This is a genomic window from Acinetobacter sp. Ver3 (assembly GCF_000632455.1).
Lineage (GTDB): Bacteria > Pseudomonadota > Gammaproteobacteria > Pseudomonadales > Moraxellaceae > Acinetobacter.
Window position 1 is genome coordinate 1 of the sequence record NZ_JFYL01000017.1, and the last position, 20484, is coordinate 20484.

Sequence of the window (20484 nt, forward strand, 5' to 3'; positions counted from 1 at the left end):
TGATAAGCCAATCTCTTTGGCTAAATCATTATTTTGAATTCGACCGTTGGTTTGAAGTTCATGAATGATACTTTTATCGATACGATCTAATTTAACTGAAATTGATTTAGATATTATTTTCATATATTAGAATTAAATTCTAAAAATTAAAGAATAAATAGAATATTTGAAATCCTATTTTATGTAAATTCGAAGATACTTTTTTTTCATTTTCATTAATGATGGAAGAAAGAAAATGTCTACCTATTGGTTATTTGCTTTGACAGTTATCCCTCTTATTTTTACGCCTGGTCCGGATATGTTATTTATTCTGTCACAGGTAATGGGTAAAAATGCGAAAGCAGGCGTTATGGCGACTTTAGGGGTGTGTTTGGGTTATTTCGTCCATTCTTTTTTAGTCGTTGTGGGTATTGCGGCTATCATTATTTCTTTCCCTATTATTTTTGAAACGATCAAATGGTTAGGAATCTGTTATTTGCTTTATTTGGCATTTAATTTGATTCGATCTGCGCTTAATCACAAAAATATTGAAATTAAACAAAGTCAGGTCATTAGTCCGATTCGACGCGGTTTTATAACATCCTTACTTAATCCTAAAGGTATGCTTATTTATTTTGCGATTTTGCCTCAATTTATTAACCAGCATACCTCTTCGATTATGGGACAGGGGATTGTCTTATCCCTAATCTTCATTGGATTATGCTTAATTATTTATTCATCATTGAGTTTTGTATTTGCATTTTTGACACAGAAAACAGGGATAAATGAAAAACGTCAAAAATGGATTGATGGTGGTTCGGGAGTGATGCTTTCATTGGCAGCAACATGGCTCATTGTGAATTAACATTAAAAAAGCGCAAACTAATGTTTGCGCTTTCTATTCAAATAGATTTAACTTTGGTTAAATTATACTCAAAAAGAATAGCTGTTATTGTAATTTTTGCTGTCTGTTATGACATTTTTTACCTCAAATTTGGTGACTCACGCCAACGCTTTTCAACGTAAAATAAGAGTCTACAGCATCAATTCAACTGATGTAGTTAATAAATTAAAAAAATATTAAAAATCAAAGTTTAATTTTTTACAAAAAATATTGAAAAGCTGACAAATTTATTAACAAAATAATTTTGTGAACGCTCCGTTCAACGAAAATTACGCTTTTTTACAGCAGTTTTGTGAATTGTGACTTGACCGAAATGCCAAACACATTGCAAGATAGGACACCTAAAAATTTTAAATGAAGAGTTATTATAACTTTTCTGAATATTTACTTCTGTTAAAACAGCCGAGGATTACATGAAGGCTCTTGTTGCTGTAAAACGTGTGGTTGATGCCAACGTTAAAGTTCGCGTAAAGCCGGACAATAGTGGGGTTGACCTTACTAACGTTAAAATGTCAATTAACCCATTCTGTGAAATCGCAGTGGAAGAAGCGGTTCGCTTAAAAGAAAAAGGAACTGTTTCAGAAATCGTTGTTGTTTCTATTGGTCCTAAAGAAGCGCAAGAACAAATCCGTTCTGCAATGGCGCTTGGTGCAGACCGCGGTATCCTAGTTGAAGCTGATGATAGCCAACTTGGTGCTTTAGAAGTTGCGAAGATTCTTAAAGGCGTTGTAGACGCTGAACAGCCACAACTTATCCTTCTTGGTAAACAAGCAATTGATGACGACTCTAACCAAGTTGGTCAGATGCTTGGTGCATTACTTGGTGCTGGTCAAGGTACATTTGCTTCAGAAGTTAAAGTTGAAGGCGATAAAGTACAAGTGACTCGTGAAATCGACGGTGGTTTACAAACTGTTGAACTAGCACTTCCAGCGATTATTACGACTGACTTACGTTTGAATGAGCCACGTTATGCTGCTCTACCAAATATCATGAAAGCACGTAAGAAACCGCTTGATACTAAATCTCCTGCAGATTTTGGTGTTAATCCTGCAACTAAGCTTAAGACTGTTAAAGTTGAAGCGCCTGCTGAACGTAAAGCTGGTGTTCAAGTGAAGTCTGTTGATGAGCTTGTTGAAAAACTAAAAAATGAAGCGAAAGTGATCTAATACAGAAGGATAAAAATCATGAGTATTTTAGTAATCGCTGAGCACGACAACAAAGCACTTAACGGTGCAACTTTAAACGTTGTAGCTGCGGCTCAAAAAATCGGTGGTGATATCACTGTATTAGTTGCTGGTTCAGGCGCTCAAGCAGTTGCTGATGAAGCTGCTAAAGTTGCTGGTGTAAGCAAAGTTCTTTTAGCTGACGATGCTGCATATGCAAACCAATTGGCTGAAAATGTAGCGAAGCTTGTTGCTTCAATTGGTGCAGGTTATTCACACATTCTTGCGGCGTCTACAACGACGGGCAAAAACGTACTTCCACGTGCTGCAGCACTTCTTGATGTTAGTATGATTACTGACATTATTGCAGTTGATGGTCCTAAAACTTTCAAGCGTCCAATCTATGCTGGTAACGCGATTGCAACTGTAGAGTCTGGTGAATCAGTTGTTGTTGGTACAGTTCGTGGTACAGCGTTTGATGCAGTTGCTGCTGAAGGTGGATCTGCTGCGGTTGAAGCTGCAACTTCTACTGGTGATGCGGGTATTTCTAAGTTCATATCTGAAGAAATCGTAAAATCAGAACGTCCAGAGTTAACAGCAGCTCGCATTGTTGTATCTGGTGGACGTGGTGTAGGTTCTGGTGAGAACTACCATAAAGTACTTGATCCATTAGCTGATAAGCTTGGTGCAGCTCAAGGTGCATCTCGTGCAGCAGTAGATGCTGGTTTCGTTCCAAACGATATGCAAGTTGGTCAAACGGGTAAAATCGTTGCGCCAGACCTTTATATTGCTGTAGGTATCTCTGGTGCGATTCAGCACTTGGCAGGTATGAAAGATTCTAAGGTGATCGTTGCGATCAACAAAGATGAAGAAGCTCCAATTAATGCAGTAGCTGACTACTGGTTAGTAGGTGACTTAAATACAGTGGTTCCAGAATTAGTTTCTAAAATCTAATTCAGCATTGCTGTACTAATGCTCTGATCGAGTAATGATTCATTTCATTTTACTTGGTCAGGGCATTTTTATATTTAATCATCAAAAAAATCTCATAAAACAAAATTATAGATTATTCTCATCAAGGGATCAGAATTTACCGTTTTATATGTTTTTTGTAATTGTGATATGATTCGCCATCATTTTTTAAGCTCATTCATACTTTCAATGTATTAATGAGGGAGTTTGTGTTTTGCTGGTCGACACCCGAATAACATTACCGCTTGTTCTAATCGCGGTCTCATGTTTAATTTTTCCATTATTTAATCAAGTCCATTTCAATGTGTTTGGTATGGAAGACGTGCGTCTGATTGAAAATTTACAGGCTCTTTTATTGTTGTCCTTTGCAGTTATTAGCTATTTTTACATAAAGCCTTTACAGCTTAGAGAAGGTAAGAAAGAGTTTTGGCTTTGGGCTGTTTGCTGGTGGGTTTTATTGTTTGGTCGTAGTACCAGTTGGGGGCGAGATTATTTCCCTGATGTCCCCAAAATCTATTTTCGAGGTATCTCAATTGTATTGATTGGGTCTGTGGTTTTTCCACTATTGAACCAAAAATTACGCACAGAGATTGTGAACAAGTTTAAGACAGCTATTATCCCAGTTTGGGCCTTGGTTTTGGCTGTGATTGGGCTCGTTGTTTCTGATGCGATAGAGCATCATCGCTTTATAGGGATGCTCCTGCTCACAGAAAATAGTAATGAAAGCTTACTCGAAGAGCTGTATGAGTTTCCGTTAATTTTAAGCTTATTTGCAATTTCTTTTAGTTTAATGAAAGCGGACAAGCGCGAACTTCATCATTGAAGAATATTCATGTATTTATAAAGATCCTTACGAGGATCTTTTTTATGTATAAGTAGCAAAAAAGTGATTTTTATCATTCATTTTAGGGCAATACTGTTTAAGAATTTTGTGTTGAAAATTTAGTCATTTTTATGAATAAAATTAAACAGATCATCCATAAAATTTAGGGACAAAAATACGGATTTGTGCTATAATTTTCGGCTGAGTTTTAGAATTTAGCTCCATAGATTTTGGGCTAATTTTTTGCAAGATTGATTATATAAATCGAGCAGTTTCTTCAAGCTGTTTGTAATAAGGAGTATGCATGAGCGTATCGGAAATTCGACCGATTGCCATTGAGGATGAACTGAAGAGCTCATATCTCGACTATGCTATGAGTGTCATTGTCTCTCGTGCACTACCAGACGTTAGAGATGGTTTAAAGCCAGTTCATCGCCGTGTTCTTTATGCGATGCATGAGCTTGGAAATGATTATAACAAAGCTTACAAAAAATCAGCGCGTGTCGTTGGTGATGTAATCGGTAAATACCACCCTCATGGTGACTCTGCTGTATACGAAACAATCGTTCGTATGGCACAAGATTTCAGTTTACGTTATCAGTTGGTTGATGGTCAGGGTAACTTCGGCTCTGTTGATGGTGACAGTGCAGCAGCGATGCGTTATACCGAAGTGCGTATGCGTAAATTAACGCATGAACTGTTAGCTGATTTAGAAAAAGATACAGTAGAGTGGGAAGATAACTACGACGGTTCAGAGCGTATCCCACAAGTTATGCCAACTCGTGTGCCAAATTTACTCATTAATGGTGTCACGGGTATTGCTGTAGGTATGGCAACCAATATGGCGCCGCATAATATGACTGAAGTGGTCAATGCGTGCTTAGCCTATGCCAATAATCCGAATATCAGTATTGAAGGATTGATGGAACATATTTCGGGTCCAGACTTTCCTACAGGCGGTATCATTTACGGTAAATCGGGTATTGTTGATGCTTACCGTACTGGTAAAGGTCGTTTATTTATTCGTGGTAAGTACCATTTAGAAGAAGATCAAAAAACAGGTCGTACGACGATTGTATTCACTGAAATTCCATATCAAGTGAACAAAGCAAAAACGATTGAACGTATTGCTGAACTTGTGAAAGAGAAGAAGCTCGAAGGTATTTCAGAGTTACGCGACGAATCTGATAAAGAAGGGATGCGTATTGCAATTGACTTAAAGCGTGGCGAAAACGCTGAAGTAATTGTTAATAATTTATTCCAAAATACTCAGCTTCAAAATTCATTCAGTATTAATATGGTTTGCTTGGATAATGGCCAGCCAAAGCTGATGAATTTAAAAGACATCATTGCTGCTTTCATTCGCCATCGTCAAGAAGTTGTAACACGTCGTACGATGTTCGAATTACGTAAAGCGCGTGAACGTGGTCATATCTTGGAAGGTTTAACGGTTGCTTTAGCAAATATTGATGCCATCATCGAAACCATTAAAACCTCTGCGAATCCGCAAGAAGCACGTGAACGTTTGCAAGCAGGGGAATGGTCTGCAGGTGGCGTAGTTGCTTTATTAGAAAAAGCAGGTTCAGTATCTGTTCGCCCAGATGAAATTGAAGGCGAAGATCCTAATAAACCGTTTGGATTATCTGGCAATATTTATCGTCTCTCACCAACTCAAGTGGGTGCAATTTTAGAATTACGTTTGCATCGTTTAACTGGTTTAGAACAAGATAAGCTGCATGCAGAATATTCTGAAATATTGGCACAAATTGCAGAGTTGACAGCAATTCTTAATGATTTTGAATTGTTGATGAACGTGATTCGTGAAGAGCTAGCACTTATTCTTCAGCAATATGGTGATGAGCGTCGTACTGCGATTGTAGAATCTCGTGTAGATTTCTCTCGTGAAGATTTAATTCCAGAAGAGCAAGTTGTTCTAACGGTTTCTCAATCAGGCTATGCGAAAACACAGCCACTTTCTGATTATGCTGCGCAACGTCGTGGTGGGCGTGGTAAATCAGCAACGTCTATGAAAGAAGATGATTACATTCAACATCTGATTGTTACATCTAACCATGCAACAGTTTTATGCTTTACCAATGTCGGCAAAGTCTATCGCTTAAAAGTTTTTGAAGTGCCTCAAGCTTCTCGTGGTGCAAAAGGTCGTCCTATGGTGAACTTATTGCCATTAGATGAAAATGAGACAATTACTGCTATTCTGCCAGTGATTGATGCACCGAAGAAATTTAAAGAACGTCTAGCGGATTTCCGTCAGTTTGTTAAATCTCATCAAGTTCAATTACAGCAAAACGAAATCATTGCTGCACACTATGATGCATTAGAAAAATCATTTGCTGATCTAGCAGATGGTGACGATCTATCGGACGAATTGCGTACACATCTGAAAGAGTTAGGAGTTGAATTATCAACTACAGATCTTGATGATGAAGTAGTAGTTGAATTTGCTGAGCTTGCAGAAAACTTACGTAAAAACTTCTATGTCTTTATGGCAACTGAATACGGTACGATCAAGCGAGTTGAACTTGAGCAGTTCTCTAATGTACGTTCAAATGGTTTACGTGCAATCGAGTTAGCTGGAGATGACCGTTTAATTGGTGTTGCGATTACTGACGGTGAACAACAAATTATGTTGTTCTCGAATGAAGGTAAAGCGATTCGATTTGCAGAAACTGATGTACGTGCAATGGGTCGATCTGCGAAAGGTGTACGTGGTATGCGTGTCACCATTGGATTGGCTCAAGCGGAAGAAATTGAAGATAATGATGTAGATTCAGAAGATGAAGATACGGATTCTAATTTCCTAAGCCGTATTGTTTCATTAGTCGTTGTTCCGGAAACAGGTGAAGTGCTTTGTGCTTCAGCAAATGGTTACGGTAAGCGTACGCCAGTGGATGACTTCCCGACCAAGAAACGTGGTGGTAAAGGCGTCATTGCGATCAAGACATCTGATCGTAATGGTGAGCTAGTTGGTGCGGTAGCGATCGATGTCAGCAAAGAAGTCATGCTGATTTCTGATGGTGGTACGCTAGTACGTACTCGTGCATCTGAAATTGCTCAGACGGGTCGTAATGCACAAGGTGTACGTTTAATCCGCTTAGGTGAAAACGAGACATTGGTTGGTGTTGAAGCGATTGAAGCTGTTGAGGAAGATGATTTTATAGAATCAGTTGAAGGTGAAGAGGCTTCAATTGAATCTAATGAATCAGTAGATACTCAAGAAATTGATACGACTGATAGCGATGAAAAATCTACAGATGAATAATTTGTAGGAATTAAAAAAGGACGCTGAAGCGTCCTTTTTTAATTAACAATAGTCTAAAAAAGAATTTTAATTAAAAATGAAACTCAAATTTAATTATAGCTTGCTGATTGTAATAGCGCTGTTTATAACAGCATGTAGTGAACCCTTTCATTTCAGCTGAATGAAGGAGAGAGGGGAATCTGAGGAATATTGTTCATAAACAAAACATTCAGCTGTAAATACTGATGCGCTTTATAATGGTGAGATGTTTTAAGTGTTCGCTTGAAATGAAAGACAATACAACGAAATAGTCATAATAAATTTTGTCAGATTGAGAGCTGTTGTAGTGAGCGATTTAAACTTACTAACTACGGTGTCTCTCAAAATATAGTAAACATAAATCTCTGATAAATGTAGAGCTTATTGAAAAAATAGCTTTAGTGTGAAAACAAGATTGAAATTATTTAAGTTGAATATACTGCAAGCTATGGTTATCTGTGGTTAAATGCCATCATTTTATTGTGTTTCACTCTGAAAGGAAAAATCATGCGCGCGTACAACTTCTGTGCTGGTCCTGCTGCATTACCTACTGCTGTATTAGAAAAAGCTCAAGCTGAGATGCTTGATTGGCAGGGTAAGGGCCTATCAATCATGGAAATGAGTCATCGTAGTGCAGACTACGTCGCTGTTGCTGAAAAAGCAGAAGCAGACTTACGCAAGTTGATGAATATTCCTGAGAACTACAAAGTGCTTTTCTTACAGGGTGGTGCTTCTCTACAATTCTCTGCGATTCCATTGAATCTATTAGGGAAAAATAACAAAGCAGATTATATCCATACTGGCATTTGGTCTGAAAAAGCTTTAAAAGAAGCAAAACGTTATGGCGAAATTAACGTGATCGAAGCTGGTATTAAAGATGCAGATGGTAATCTTGCAATTTCTGATGAAAGTACATGGAATTTATCTGCTGATGCTGCCTATGTTCATTATGCCGATAACGAAACGATTGGTGGTATTCAATTTAAAAATATCCCAACTACGGATAAACCACTGGTTGCAGATTTATCTTCTAGTATTTTGTCGGCACCAATTGATGTTTCAAAGTTCGGTCTTATTTACGCGGGTGCGCAAAAAAATATCGGTCCTGCTGGTTTAACTTTGGTAATCATTCGTGATGATTTATTAGACCAAGCAAAAGAAGAAATTCCGAGCATTTTGAAGTATTCAGCGCAAGCGAAGAATGATTCTATGGTGAATACACCGTCTACTTATGCTTGGTATTTATCAGGCTTAGTATTTGAATGGTTGCTTGAACAGGGTGGTGTAGAGGCAATTCATCAAGTGAACCAGCAAAAAGCTGAATTGTTGTATGGTTATATTGATTCAAGTGACTTCTATGCAAATCCAATTGCGAAAGAATATCGTTCAATTATGAATGTACCATTTACATTGGCGAAGCCTGAACTTGAAAAGCAATTCCTGAAAGAAGCAGAGGAAAATAATTTATTAAATCTTGCAGGACATCGTTCAGTAGGTGGTATGCGTGCGAGTATTTACAATGCAGTGCCACTTGAGGGTGTACAAGCTCTTGTGAAATTTATGGATGATTTTGCGAAGCGTAATGCTTAAAAATCAGTTTGTAAAAAAGCCTGTCATATGACAGGCTTTTTTTTATGCACTAAAACGCAGATGAAAGTAATCAACACTAATTTATTAAAATGCTGGAATAAGATTGGTAAAGTGGAAAATAAAAGCAGCGAGGAAAACACCTAAGAAAAAGAAACAGTAAGCACCCTTGTCTACTCGAATACGAGGGCGTGCTTGTTCCATTAAGCCTGTTGATTGTTCCGGTATAATTTTCATCTAGGAGCCTAAATATTACTTTATAGTTAAATCCTATTTATTTGATGTATTTTTAGCATAAATATTCGCCTGAATCCATATATTTCCACGAATATATTGACCAATTTCGAAATTTTTATAATTCTCATCCTTAGTCGCGATACGAATAAGTGTAGCAGGTTGGTTTTCTTCTAAAATAAGTGTTACATCATAAAGTTGATAAAATTGATCGTTGAACTGCATTTGGGTCTTGCCAACCACTTTTCCTTGGAACCAGGCCTCATCTTCCTGACCCATGGTTTCACCGTACAGGTAAGCCACCATTTTCGAAAAATCGACCGTTACAGGTTCTTTATCGGCATCTGATTTAGGTTCCCAAGCATCAATCAGCTGCTGTAAATTATCTGGCGCTACACCATTGTGTTCACTCAAAATTTCATTTAAAGCACGATGGTGTTTAATTGAAGCTGGATCATCCACAACAATTTGTTCTTGATCAGCAACTTTTTCTAGCTCATAAGCCCACGCATTTAATTGGACTTTATAAGATTGATTTTTTTGGTATTGAATTTGGTTAACACTGTATAAGCTATCAAAAGCATAAACCACACTATTATCACTAACTTTTAATTGTAACACTGCTTGCGTGTTGGACTTACATGTAATGATGCGTTCAATCGTCGCGTTCAACGTATAAGGACTATCAAAAGTAGGGAAGGCTGTTTTGACTGCTTTAGGTTTATTGTCTTCTACAGCAATGACTTGAACCAATTGGATAGGTTGTTGTTTAGGTCCTTGAATTAGCCAAACATTCGGATCCATATCTTGTTCTTCAGCACAAATCCCCATCGGCATGACAGGTGCATTTAGTGCTTCACTCAACCATTTTGGAACCTGAACAGTCGGATCATCAGTTAACAGCGCCCAATGTTCTACATGGCTACCAAAGCTTTGATCTTCTATCGTAATAATTTCAGGTTTGTTTTGATTGTTCATATGCTCATTCTAAGATTGAGTGAATTACTTTATGTAATATCGAGGATAATTGATATTTTTCAAGTCTTGAATTGTTTTTTCTTTATGCAATCCAAAAGTTTAACGTGGCATAAATGAAAAAGAGCACCTAAGTGCTCTATGGGAATCATGAGTTAGAACTTAAATGTAACATCTGCAATGAATTGACGACCGATTTCAGGACTTGGTGTTGGTGTCACTGAGGATGTATTGGAAGAAAAATACTTATTTTTACGGTTAAGTACATTATTAATGGTTAAACCAAAAATAGTTTGCGTATTCTTTGAACTCGGTATTGTGTAGGTAGTACGCATATCCCAATTCAAAGCATTTTTCGTTTTGTATGCAGTGTAAGTGTCATATTTCATACCATCGAGTTCATAGACAAATTCAGTTTTACTGGTACTCAGGGTTTTTTTCATACCTGGTGTCCCTGCACGATAGCTAAGATAATGATTAATATTTAAAGGAATATTATTAAAACCAATATTCCAATCTAGTCTAACTGTCCATGGAGTATTGAAATTATCAGTGGGTTTATCTTCAGCATTAATCAGTTTGCCATCATAATAAATTTGTGATGTACCTGTGTAGTAGTTGCTTTCATAGCTATCAAAATTACGATTTGTATCTGTCATATCGGCATTTAGGCTTAAATAATGCACAGAATTTTTAAATACAAGTGGTTTAATATTTTTTAAAGAGAAAGTTAATATTTCAGCTTCAGATTTTCCTGAGTTGTTATAAGACTTATTACCTTGCTGCTGGCGTAATTGGTCTTTGTTCTCTCGCTGAACATATTTTAAACCAGTATTGATGTTCCAAATATTGGTGTTAAAAGCAAATACAGATTCATCTGAAAACGGCGTATCCAGCTCTGACCTTGATTTGAAGGATGGCATATACGTCGGGTCGAGTTCCCAACCTTCAGAAAGACTATTTCTCTTAAATTTTGTCTGTAATCGACCTCGTTGATCTTGTAATTCGTTGGCGAATGCGTTTAAACCATAATAGCGATTCCAACCAGCCGTGATAAATAATTGATCATTGCCAAATGGCTTCAAAACAAATGAACTACGAGGTGCAATATTGGTGTTTTGAGTCAGTGAGTCATAATCAGCTCGTAAGCCTAAACTAGATTGAATAAATGGATTAACATAAATTGAATCTTCGAGATATGCATGCCAACGATCTTGGCGTACATTGATTTGTCCTGCATCATATTTAAATCGTTGCGTTAAATATTGCCCGTCAATTGAATTGCCTTCGTCACAAGCATCATAACGACGACCATCAGAAGCGTAACAGTTTAAGTTTTCAATATTTTTGGAAGCGAAAGTAGTTGTGTAATAATTATTAGAAACTTCAGGTCTTTCCCAATACGCTTCATAATGACCATAACCTGCACCCATTTTGAATTGGTGTGATGAGTTCGCAAAGTTTATTGGTTCAAATAGGGCTTTGATTGAGTATTCGAGTTTTTTTTCTTCTTGTGATAATGAACCATAGTTTCCATAAGATTGCGTACTTAAATTCGGATTCCAATTTTTTGTTGAAGATCGAGCCCACACATACGCATCCTGCTCTGCCTTTCGCGAGCTTTTTTGTGTTTGATAATTAAGTTGTTGTTCTAACCGAACAGCATTTAATTTATTTTTTAAATTGATATAAATACTTTGGCTATCAGATATTTGCGTGTTTTCTGAGTTTAAAAATGTAGCATTGAAGTATTCACCTTTATTTTCAAATAGCTGAGTTCCTATTTTTAATGAGGTTTTATCTGAAGGTGTGTAGAAGAGTTCAACACCATAATTGCTCGCAGCACGTGTTTGGTCTAATTCTGCTGGCTCAATAAAATTCGTTTTTAATGGAATTAAGGAATGTCGAAAAGAGCCAAAAGCATTGAAGCCTAATTGGTCTGTGAGATTACCATACAGTGTTGCACTGACTCCTTGTTTAGTAAAGAAAGGTTGATTTTTTTCACTGTTGGAGGTTTCAAATTCCTGTTGGCTTTCTGGATCAGGAAAGTTGATTTTAGACCAAGAATCAGATGTATAATCATAGGTAATATTACCGTGAATTTTGCCTACCTCAGTTTTTGGTGCGCAGGTTTCTGCACTCACTACACCGCCAGTAAATTCACCATATTCAGCGCTCACATTGCTATCAAGCAGTTTAATATTACAAATCAGGTCTGCATTGACTGCAACAGTTTGACTAGAGCCGAGTAGTTCATTATTTGAGTTCGATGTTGTTGCACCCACAGGGTTAATATTATTGTTGATGCTCATCCCATTGATTAGAAATTTATTTTCATAGGGTAAACCGCCATTGATGCTAATTTCGGCTGGGCTAAGTTCACCTTGTTGTAAGCCACTTTTAAAATTATTACCAAATTGCACATTAGGATTTACTTTTAAAAAATCAGTAATGTTCTTAGAACTATTGGGTGTCTTGTCTAAGTCATCCTTCGTATAAAGGGTTTTCCCAACTTCTTGTTGCTCAGTTGCATTCGTTACAATTGTATTGAGTTTGATTGAATCATCATTAGCTGTTGAATTTATTTCTGTTTCATTTGCACAAACTGTAGTTGAGAGAATCGTAAGAATGGCTAAATTTAATTTTGAGCGTACAAATGACATGATTTAACATTGAGAGAATAAAAACGATAGCGATTATCATTTAATAATACTTATTTCACAATATTAATGAGAATAATTATCAATACTATATTCCGATTAACATAATATAAAAAAGCGATAGTTAAAAATTGGAACAAAAAGCCCCAATACTTTTCAATTAAGATCAATCCACAGGATGATCAAGATTTCTAAAATATTGGGGTATTTAAAGATTTTTACTCTGAAACGAGTGTTTCAAGTAAATGGGGCGCTAATTTATTTAAAATATAGCAGAATAATTCAGCTGTTTTCTGTGTGTCATACAAAGCAGAGTGGGCTTCTTTACCATCAAACTCGATGCCAGCTTGAATACATGATTTAGCCAAAACAGTTTGTCCGAACATCACAGCACTCAAAGTCACCGTATCAAAAACCGAGAAACTATGAAATGGATTTTGATTCTTAGTTCCAGTACGTGCAATTGCCGCTTTTAAAAAACCAAGATCAAAATGAGCATTGTGTCCAACTAGCACAGCATGTGTGCATTGTTGTTGTTTGCGTACCTCGTTAATTGCTTTGAACATACGTTTGAGTGCAGACTTTTCATCTTCTGCCATCGCTACACGCATTGGATTAAATGGATCAATTCCAATGAAGTCGAGTGAGCGACGATCTAAATTTGCACCTTCAAATGGATTGATGTGTGCATGATGCGCTTGACCAGGTACAAACTTTCCAGATTCGTCGTAAATGATTGGAATACATGCTATTTCAAGCAATGCATCGGTATCCGCATTAAAACCAGCTGTTTCCACGTCAACAACCACGGGTAGGAACCCGCGGAAGCGTTGACCGATGACAGGTAATGTTTCAGTGGTCACACTTTTCTCCATTGAATTGTTTTACCTGCATAAAGAGGAATGATCTGTTCGCCATCTAAATATTCAAGGCTTTCAGGAATCACTTGATCTTCTTTGATCAATGTAATGGTTTCAGTATTACGAGGTAAACCATAGAAATCCGCACCAAAGAATGAAGCGAAACCTTCAAGACGTTCAATTTTACCGACCTGATCGAATGCTTGAGCATACAATTCAATTGCAGTTGGAGCGCTATAGCATCCCGCACATCCACAGGCATTTTCTTTCGCATTTTTAGAATGCGGAGCGCTGTCAGTACCTAAGAAAAATTTAGGGTTGCCACTTGTTGCGACTTCTAACAAAGTTTGCTGATGTGTCTGGCGTTTTAAAATTGGCAAACAATAGAAATGCGGTTTAACACCACCAACCAACATGTCATTGCGATTGAATAACAAATGTTGTGGTGTAATCGTCGCTGCCACATTGCGATCTTGCTCAAGTACAAAATGTGCAGCTTCGCTTGTGGTGATATGTTCTAAAACTAATTTCAATTTTGGAAATTGTTTAAGCAGCGGTGCTAAAACTTCATCTAAGAAACGTTTTTCACGATCGAAAATATCAACATGATGATGTGTTACTTCGCCGTGGAGTAAGAGAGGAACCTGATGTTCTTCAAGTTGTTCAATGACGCTATACACTTTACGTATATCACTAACGCCATTATCAGAATTTGTGGTTGCTCCAGCAGGGTAAAGCTTAATTGCATTTACATATGGAGAGTTTTTAATTTTTTGTACTTCTTCAGGAGAAGTATGATCCGTAAAGTAGAGCACCATACGAGGATCGAATTTTACATTTTCAGGAACATGCGCCATGATTCTTTCACGATAAGCATGTGCTTCTTCCACAGTTTTTACAGGTGGAACTGTATTCGGCATACAGATTGCGCGATGAAATTGCTTCGCCAAATCAGGAACAGTACGTTGAAGTGCTAAACCATCTCTTAAATGAGCGTGCCAATCATCTGGCTGGATTAAAGTGATCGTATTCAAGGCAAGTCTTACTGAAAAAATAACATAGATGATAATCGATATTGCTTGAAATTGATAACGACAAAAGCCGATAAAAGGGGTTTTACATCTATTTGTGCTGATTAATATGGAAATGAGGCATACGTTAGATGAATGAGTCATTATCCATCTAGGGAACAATGATAGATTTTAACGACCAAATAAAAAACCGCGCTCAAAGCGCGGTTTTTTTTTAGGACTAAACTAAATCTTAGTTTTTGTCTTTAAGTTGTGGAACAGCAGAACCTGTACCGACAGCAAGTAAACCTGCACCAGTATAGATTCCTAACTTAGCGCGAGTATCTGTAATGTCTAGGTTACGCATGGTTAATTGACCAATACGATCCATTGGAGTGAATACAGAATCACCTTTTTCCATGGTTAAGCGTTCAGCTTCGTATGTAAGGTTCTCAGATTCAGTGTTCATAATAGTGTAATCGTTACCACGACGAAGTTCTAAAGTCACAGTACCTGTGATTGCTTTAGCAACCCAACGTTGAGCAGTTTCACGAAGCATAAGCGCTTGAGAGTCGAACCAACGACCTTGGTAAAGTAAACGACCTAAACGTAAACCGTTGATGCGGTACTGTTCAATGGTATCTTCGTTATGAATACCAGTTACAAGACGTTCGTAAGCAATGTGTAGAAGTGCCATACCTGGAGCTTCATAAATACCACGAGATTTCGCTTCGATGATACGGTTTTCGATTTGGTCAGACATACCTAGACCATGACGACCACCGATACGGTTCGCTTCAAGAATTAACTCAACTGGATCTTCAATACGTTGACCGTTAAGTGCAACAGGGAAGCCTTCTTCAAATGTGATTGAAACTTCTTCAGGTGCGATTTCAACGTCTTCTTTCCAGAAAGCAACACCCATAATTGGTTCAACGATTTTGATACCAGCATCAAGATACTCAAGATCTTTCGCTTCGTGAGTTGCACCAAGCATGTTTGAGTCTGTTGAGTATGCTTTTTCTTTTGACATTTTATAGTCAAAACCGTTATCGATGAGGAACTGTGACATTTCTGCACGGCCACCAAGTTCATCGATAAATGTTTGGTCTAACCAAGGTTTGTAAATTTTAAGTGCTGGGTTCGTTAATAGACCATAACGGTAGAAACGCTCAATGTCGTTACCTTTATAAGTAGATCCGTCACCCCAAATGTTGACGTCATCTTCTTTCATCGCGGTAACAAGCATTGTACCTGTGACTGCACGACCAAGTGGTGTTGTATTGAAGTAAGGTACACCACCTGTAGAGATATGGAATGCGCCACATTGAATTGCTGCAATACCTTCTAATGCAAGTTGTAAACGGCAATCCACTAAGCGTGCTTTAACAGCGCCATAAGCTTCAGCTTTCTTTGGAATAGCATCGTAATCATCTTCATCTGGCTGACCTAAGTTTGCTGTATACGCATAAGGTTCAGCACCTTTTTGTTTCATCCACAATAGAGCTGCAGAAGTATCAAGACCACCAGAGAAGGCAATACCAACTTTTTTGCCTACAGGTACATTCTGTAAGATAGTTACATTATCAGACATTGTTCATCCTAACGATAGAATATAGGCACCTAGAAAATTGGTAACCTGAAAAATATATTTCTTCAATTGTAGCACTTTTCATTGGTAATTTTTTTTAAAAAAAGATACGTGGTGCAAAAATATTAGAATAAGTAGCAATATTTCGTCGAAACTCAGAAGTAATAGGTAGTGCTTAATCTAATTCATGATTTCTTCTTGAAAATAATACAGTGCATTTATGAAGATTTTTATGCATCAATTTATTTTATTGCAATTTTTCAAAGAGAACTTAGTGAAAAATATTTTTTATAAGTGATTGAATATTAATATCTAATTTCATGGTTGGTAATTTATTATAGAAAAAGACAAAAAATTGCCATAAACAGTTATGAAAAAAGAAGTATAGTTTTATGCAACAAGTTGCAAAGCCCATAAAATAAGGAATTGCCATGACAACTCGCTATGCAAATATATTAAAACCTCTTGATCTTGGTTTCACTACCCTCAAAAATCGTGTCGTGATGGGATCGATGCATACCGGTCTAGAAGATCGTTTTTATAACTATCCTAAATTAGCAGCATATTTTGGTGAGCGTGCTAAAGGGGGCGTAGGTCTCATCATTACAGGTGGTATTTCCCCTAACCGTCAGGGCTGGCTGCTTCCAGCTGGTGGCACAATGAATACCTTAGGTGATGTTGCCCCACACCGATTAGTGACACATGCAGTTCATAAACATGGTGCAAAAATTTTAATGCAAATTTTGCATTCAGGGCGTTATGGTTATCAACCTTTTGTGGTTTCTGCAAGCCCAATAAAATCGCCGATCTCACCATTCAAACCACGCCAAATGTCAGAAAAACAAATTTTGGATACGATTCAAGATTATGCGGCTACAGCAAGTATCGCGAAAAAAGCTGGCTATGATGGTGTTGAAATCATGGGATCAGAAGGCTATTTGCTGAACCAATTTATGAGTCGTCATGTCAATCAGCGTACAGACCAATGGGGCGGGGAAATAGAAAACCGTATGCGCTTTGCAGTTGAAATTGTTAAGGCAATTCGCGCGAAAGTTGGCGAAAAATTTATCATTTGTTTCCGTTTATCTATGCTTGATTTAGTTCATGACGGTAATACAATGAATGAAGTGATCACGGTGGCTAAAGCGCTAGAAGAAGCAGGTATCACATTATTGAATACAGGTATTGGTTGGCATGAAGCTCGTGTGCCAACAATTGTAACCTCTGTTCCTCGTGCGGCATTTGTAGATTATACCGCAGAGGTGAAAAAACATGTGTCTGTGCCTGTGATTGCATCCAACCGAATCAATATGCCTGAAACTGCCGAAGTTATTTTGGCTGAAGGTAAAGCCGACATGATTCAAATGGCTCGACCATTATTGGCAGATGCTTTCTGGGTGAATAAAACTGCGACTAATCGTGTTGATGAAATCAATACGTGTATTGCGTGTAATCAGGCTTGTTTGGATCATACTTTCAAAAATAAACGTGCAACATGTTTAGTGAATCCACGTGCAGCCTATGAAACTGAACTGGTTTATTTAAAAACCAAGAAGCCAAAAAAAGTAGCTGTTGTGGGTGGTGGTGTAGCTGGAATGTCGGCAGCGACCGTTGCTGCCAGTCGTGGTCATCAGGTTACTTTATTTGAAGCCACTAATGATGTAGGGGGACAATTCAACTTAGCGAAAGTTGTTCCTGGGAAAGAAGAGTTTCATGAAACCATTCGCTATTTTAAAGTCCAAATTGAGCGCACTGGGGTTGAACTTCGTTTAAATACTAAAGTTAATCGTGAACAGCTTGAGCGTGAAGGCTTTGATGAGGTGATTGTTGCGACAGGCGTTGTACCACGTGCATTGAAGATCGAAGGAAGTGATGCACCACAAGTTTTATCTTATGCAGAAGTATTAAGAGGTGCGCCTGTGGGTCAAAAGGTAGCAGTAATTGGTGCTGGTGGTATTGGATTTGATGTGTCAGAGTTTTTATTAAAACCTGAACATCAGCCACAGCCACAACCTTTGGCAGAATGGAAACGTGAGTGGGGAGTTGATCCTGATGTTCAGTATGTTTCTGAAGGTGGTTTACAACCTGCTGAAGTGGATCATCCAGTTCGCGAAATATATTTATTGCAACGTAAGACAACGCCTTTGGGTATAGGATTAGGTAAAACCTCTGGTTGGGTTCATCGCGCCCAATTAAAAAAACATCATGTGAAAATGTTGCGTGGCGTTCAATATAAATCAGTGAGTGATGAAGGTCTGTGGATCGAAGTTGGTGGGCATGATCAATTATTACGAGTCGATACTATCGTTGTTTGTGCAGGGCAGGAATCTGTTAAAGAGATTATGCCATCAGAGACTGAAACAACTTTAGCGAAATATCACATTATTGGTGGTGCAAAGCTTGCTGCTGAGCTTGACGCTAAGCGTGCGATTCGTGAAGGTGCTGAAATTGCAGCCAAAATTTAATAAATTTGAATCATTTGGTGAAACTATATTCACTTGAATGGTTTGATTGTAATTTTTACTTGTCATGATATGAAAAGCTTCGTATTATGGCGCACATGGAAGCGTGGCAGAGCGGTTTAATGCACCGGTCTTGAAAACCGACGAGGGTGTGAGTCCTCCGTGAGTTCGAATCTCACCGCTTCCGCCAAATTCAAAAGCCCTGACAGATGTCAGGGCTTTTTTTATGAGCGAAATAATATTGCCTCATTGCCTCATATTGAATATTTAGAATTATGACGGGATCATGACAGAATTTGTCTAAATCAAAAATTTCATAATATCGCTTTAATATATATAAATATTTTAAAAATTATTAATTTTATAGAGTAATTTAGCTAAATTTTTCAAAATTCATAGTTACAAAAAAATACATGAATAATTAATTAATAATAAATAAAGAGTTAAAGATAAATTTACAAATGTGAAATGGTTTTAATGAAAATGGCAAAATGTGACTTTATTTACACTTATTTTGTAATGTAATACCATGCTTTTGCAATTTTTTGCATATCAATCGACATTTTTTAAACATCCCACCATTCCCCGAATTAGAGTAAGACTAATGAAAAAAATCGCATTATTTTCAGCAGTTTTATTAGCTACGATTGCACAAGCAAATGCAGCTGATGGAACAATTACAATCAACGGTTTAGTTACAGATAAGACTTGTGACATTGTAACGCCACAAGGCAAAAACTTTACTGTGACTCTACCTACAGTTTCAAAACAAACGCTCGCTACAGCTGGTGAAGTCGCTGGTCGTACACCGTTCACGATCAATCTAAGTGATTGTTCAGAAGGTAAAGTCGCAACTTATTTCGAACCTGGTGCAACGGTCGATTTCAACACTGGTCGTTTAAATAACCAAGATGCTAATGGTGCTAAAAACGTACAAGTTCAATTGTTAGGAAGCAACAACCAACCTATTTTAGTTCAGCAGGCTGGTGCGAATGGTGCGCAAACTAACTCTCAGTGGGTTGATGTTGTCGATGGTGGAACTGCTGCACTTGACTACTATGCAGAATACTATGCGACTGGTGCTTCTACAGCAGGTCCTGTAACTACTTCAGTTCAATACACGATTATTTATCAATAATTTGTTTTGAAAATAGAGTTAAGTTATTGATTAACTTGGCTCTAATCAAATGTATTAAGTAGAGATCAATTGCATGCTAGGTTCATTTAAAAATATAACAATGATGTTGGGACTATTGGCTTCGACAAGTTTTGCTCATGCTGAAATCATTATTCATGGAACAAGAGCAATATACCCAGCAGATGCAAGAGAAATCACACTACAGGTCAGTAACAATGGTGATAAACCATCATTGGTACAAGCATGGATTGATGAGGGTGATCCAAAGAGTAAGCCTGAACAATCTAAAGCTCCATTCATTATTACACCGCCAATCTCGCGTGTTGATCCCACCAAGAGTCAATCGCTTCGAATCACGGCTTTGCCAAATGCAAAATCATTAAGTGGTGAACAAGAAACTGTGTTTTGGTTGAATGTTTTAGATATTCCGCCTAAACCTAAAGCCAATGCTCAAAGCACGGAACCAGATAACTTTTTACAACTGGCAATACGCTCAAGAATTAAATTATTTTATCGACCAACAAATTTGAAAGATAAGGTTGCAGAAGCTCCAGCAAAATTACAATGGAAGCAAGTAGGTAATCAACTCCAAGTGATTAATCCAACGGCTTATCACGTCACAATCACATCGATATTAAGTCAACAAACTAATGGGAAATTGGTGGATTTGATGAAAGAAGGGATCATGGTGAGCCCCAAATCAAGTGAAAATATAAATCTAAAGTCAGCTATCACTCATAGTAAGTTGAGTTTTACAACGATTAATGATTTTGGTGGGCGTATTCAGACAGATTTGAAATTAAATCCCTAAATTAATGAATCAATATT

At 37.5% G+C, this 20484-nt stretch carries 16 protein-coding genes and 1 tRNA gene; 10 read left to right on the forward strand and 7 right to left on the reverse strand.

The window, feature by feature from the left end; genetic code table 11:
- A partial coding sequence (locus tag CL42_RS06650; protein WP_035266415.1) for an AsnC family transcriptional regulator occupies positions 1-123 on the reverse strand: 123 nt, incomplete at its 3' end.
- Between the two features lie 112 nt (positions 124-235).
- On the opposite strand from CL42_RS06650, the gene CL42_RS06655 reads away from it, so the two are divergent.
- From CL42_RS06655 to serC, 6 genes are all read left to right on the forward strand, one after another.
- A complete protein-coding gene (locus tag CL42_RS06655; RefSeq protein ID WP_035266421.1) occupies positions 236-844 on the forward strand; it encodes a LysE family translocator in 609 nt (202 codons plus the stop codon).
- Between the two features lie 452 nt (positions 845-1296).
- Complete coding sequence (locus CL42_RS06665; RefSeq protein WP_035266425.1) at positions 1297-2049, forward strand: electron transfer flavoprotein subunit beta/FixA family protein; 753 nt, start codon at positions 1297-1299, stop codon at positions 2047-2049.
- A gap of 18 nt (positions 2050-2067) precedes the next feature.
- Positions 2068-3000 (forward strand): FAD-binding protein, encoded by a 933-nt coding sequence (locus CL42_RS06670; protein ID WP_035266428.1) that lies wholly within the window; start codon positions 2068-2070, stop codon positions 2998-3000.
- A gap of 232 nt (positions 3001-3232) precedes the next feature.
- A complete protein-coding gene (locus CL42_RS06675; protein WP_035266431.1) occupies positions 3233-3841 on the forward strand; it encodes a hypothetical protein in 609 nt (202 codons plus the stop codon).
- Between the two features lie 304 nt (positions 3842-4145).
- The gene (gene gyrA / locus CL42_RS06680; protein WP_035266432.1) at positions 4146-7121 is read left to right on the forward strand and encodes a DNA gyrase subunit A; all 2976 of its coding nucleotides are present in this window, start codon (positions 4146-4148) and stop codon (positions 7119-7121) included.
- Between the two features lie 525 nt (positions 7122-7646).
- Complete coding sequence (gene serC / locus CL42_RS06685) at positions 7647-8729, forward strand: 3-phosphoserine/phosphohydroxythreonine transaminase (protein WP_035266433.1); 1083 nt, start codon at positions 7647-7649, stop codon at positions 8727-8729.
- Between the two features lie 84 nt (positions 8730-8813).
- On the opposite strand, the gene CL42_RS17250 is transcribed toward serC, so the two are convergent.
- The 6 genes from CL42_RS17250 to argG form a co-directional block, all read right to left on the reverse strand.
- Positions 8814-8963, reverse strand: coding sequence for a hypothetical protein (locus tag CL42_RS17250; protein WP_171076764.1), 150 nt, complete (start codon positions 8961-8963; stop codon positions 8814-8816).
- A 33-nt stretch (positions 8964-8996) separates the two neighbouring features.
- Complete coding sequence (locus tag CL42_RS06690) at positions 8997-9938, reverse strand: hypothetical protein (RefSeq protein ID WP_035266435.1); 942 nt, start codon at positions 9936-9938, stop codon at positions 8997-8999.
- A gap of 152 nt (positions 9939-10090) precedes the next feature.
- Positions 10091-12598 (reverse strand): TonB-dependent receptor plug domain-containing protein, encoded by a 2508-nt coding sequence (locus tag CL42_RS06695; RefSeq protein WP_035266437.1) that lies wholly within the window; start codon positions 12596-12598, stop codon positions 10091-10093.
- 215 nt (positions 12599-12813) lie between these two features.
- The gene (gene rnt, locus CL42_RS06700) at positions 12814-13470 is read right to left on the reverse strand and encodes a ribonuclease T (RefSeq protein ID WP_035266446.1); all 657 of its coding nucleotides are present in this window, start codon (positions 13468-13470) and stop codon (positions 12814-12816) included.
- Complete coding sequence (gene pyrC / locus CL42_RS06705; protein WP_035266516.1) at positions 13455-14489, reverse strand: dihydroorotase; 1035 nt, start codon at positions 14487-14489, stop codon at positions 13455-13457. The genes rnt and pyrC overlap by 16 nt, the downstream gene beginning before the upstream one ends.
- Before the next feature lie 229 nt (positions 14490-14718).
- Positions 14719-16059: an argininosuccinate synthase gene (argG, locus tag CL42_RS06710; RefSeq protein WP_035266447.1), complete on the reverse strand. Its 1341-nt coding sequence runs from the start codon at positions 16057-16059 to the stop codon at positions 14719-14721.
- Positions 16060-16487: 428 nt separating this feature from the next.
- Between argG and CL42_RS06715 the strand changes: the two genes are divergently transcribed.
- From CL42_RS06715 to CL42_RS06730, 4 genes are all read left to right on the forward strand, one after another.
- Positions 16488-18521, forward strand: a complete 2034-nt coding sequence (locus tag CL42_RS06715; RefSeq protein ID WP_035266448.1) for an NADPH-dependent 2,4-dienoyl-CoA reductase — start codon at positions 16488-16490, stop codon at positions 18519-18521.
- A 97-nt stretch (positions 18522-18618) separates the two neighbouring features.
- Positions 18619-18708 (forward strand) — tRNA-Ser (locus tag CL42_RS06720).
- Positions 18709-19122: 414 nt separating this feature from the next.
- Positions 19123-19656, forward strand: coding sequence for a fimbrial protein (locus tag CL42_RS06725; protein WP_035266450.1), 534 nt, complete (start codon positions 19123-19125; stop codon positions 19654-19656).
- A 73-nt stretch (positions 19657-19729) separates the two neighbouring features.
- The gene (locus CL42_RS06730) at positions 19730-20467 is read left to right on the forward strand and encodes a fimbria/pilus periplasmic chaperone (RefSeq protein WP_051586549.1); all 738 of its coding nucleotides are present in this window, start codon (positions 19730-19732) and stop codon (positions 20465-20467) included.
- The last annotated feature ends 17 nt before the right edge of the window (positions 20468-20484 follow it).

What these genes read in the sequence shown, in the direction of transcription:
- CL42_RS06655 (WP_035266421.1), top strand. Translation starts at nt 236, where the DNA reads ATGTCTACCTATTGGTTATTTGCTTTGACAGTTATCCCTCTTATTTTT.
- CL42_RS06665 (WP_035266425.1), top strand. Translation starts at nt 1,297, where the DNA reads ATGAAGGCTCTTGTTGCTGTAAAACGTGTGGTTGATGCCAACGTTAAA.
- CL42_RS06670 (WP_035266428.1), top strand. Translation starts at nt 2,068, where the DNA reads ATGAGTATTTTAGTAATCGCTGAGCACGACAACAAAGCACTTAACGGT.
- gyrA (WP_035266432.1), top strand. Translation starts at nt 4,146, where the DNA reads ATGAGCGTATCGGAAATTCGACCGATTGCCATTGAGGATGAACTGAAG.
- serC (WP_035266433.1), top strand. Translation starts at nt 7,647, where the DNA reads ATGCGCGCGTACAACTTCTGTGCTGGTCCTGCTGCATTACCTACTGCT.
- CL42_RS17250 (WP_171076764.1), bottom strand. Translation starts at nt 8,963, where the DNA reads ATGAAAATTATACCGGAACAATCAACAGGCTTAATGGAACAAGCACGC.
- CL42_RS06690 (WP_035266435.1), bottom strand. Translation starts at nt 9,938, where the DNA reads ATGAACAATCAAAACAAACCTGAAATTATTACGATAGAAGATCAAAGC.
- CL42_RS06695 (WP_035266437.1), bottom strand. Translation starts at nt 12,598, where the DNA reads ATGTCATTTGTACGCTCAAAATTAAATTTAGCCATTCTTACGATTCTC.
- rnt (WP_035266446.1), bottom strand. Translation starts at nt 13,470, where the DNA reads ATGGAGAAAAGTGTGACCACTGAAACATTACCTGTCATCGGTCAACGC.
- argG (WP_035266447.1), bottom strand. Translation starts at nt 16,059, where the DNA reads ATGTCTGATAATGTAACTATCTTACAGAATGTACCTGTAGGCAAAAAA.
- CL42_RS06715 (WP_035266448.1), top strand. Translation starts at nt 16,488, where the DNA reads ATGACAACTCGCTATGCAAATATATTAAAACCTCTTGATCTTGGTTTC.
- CL42_RS06725 (WP_035266450.1), top strand. Translation starts at nt 19,123, where the DNA reads ATGAAAAAAATCGCATTATTTTCAGCAGTTTTATTAGCTACGATTGCA.
- CL42_RS06730 (WP_051586549.1), top strand. Translation starts at nt 19,730, where the DNA reads ATGCTAGGTTCATTTAAAAATATAACAATGATGTTGGGACTATTGGCT.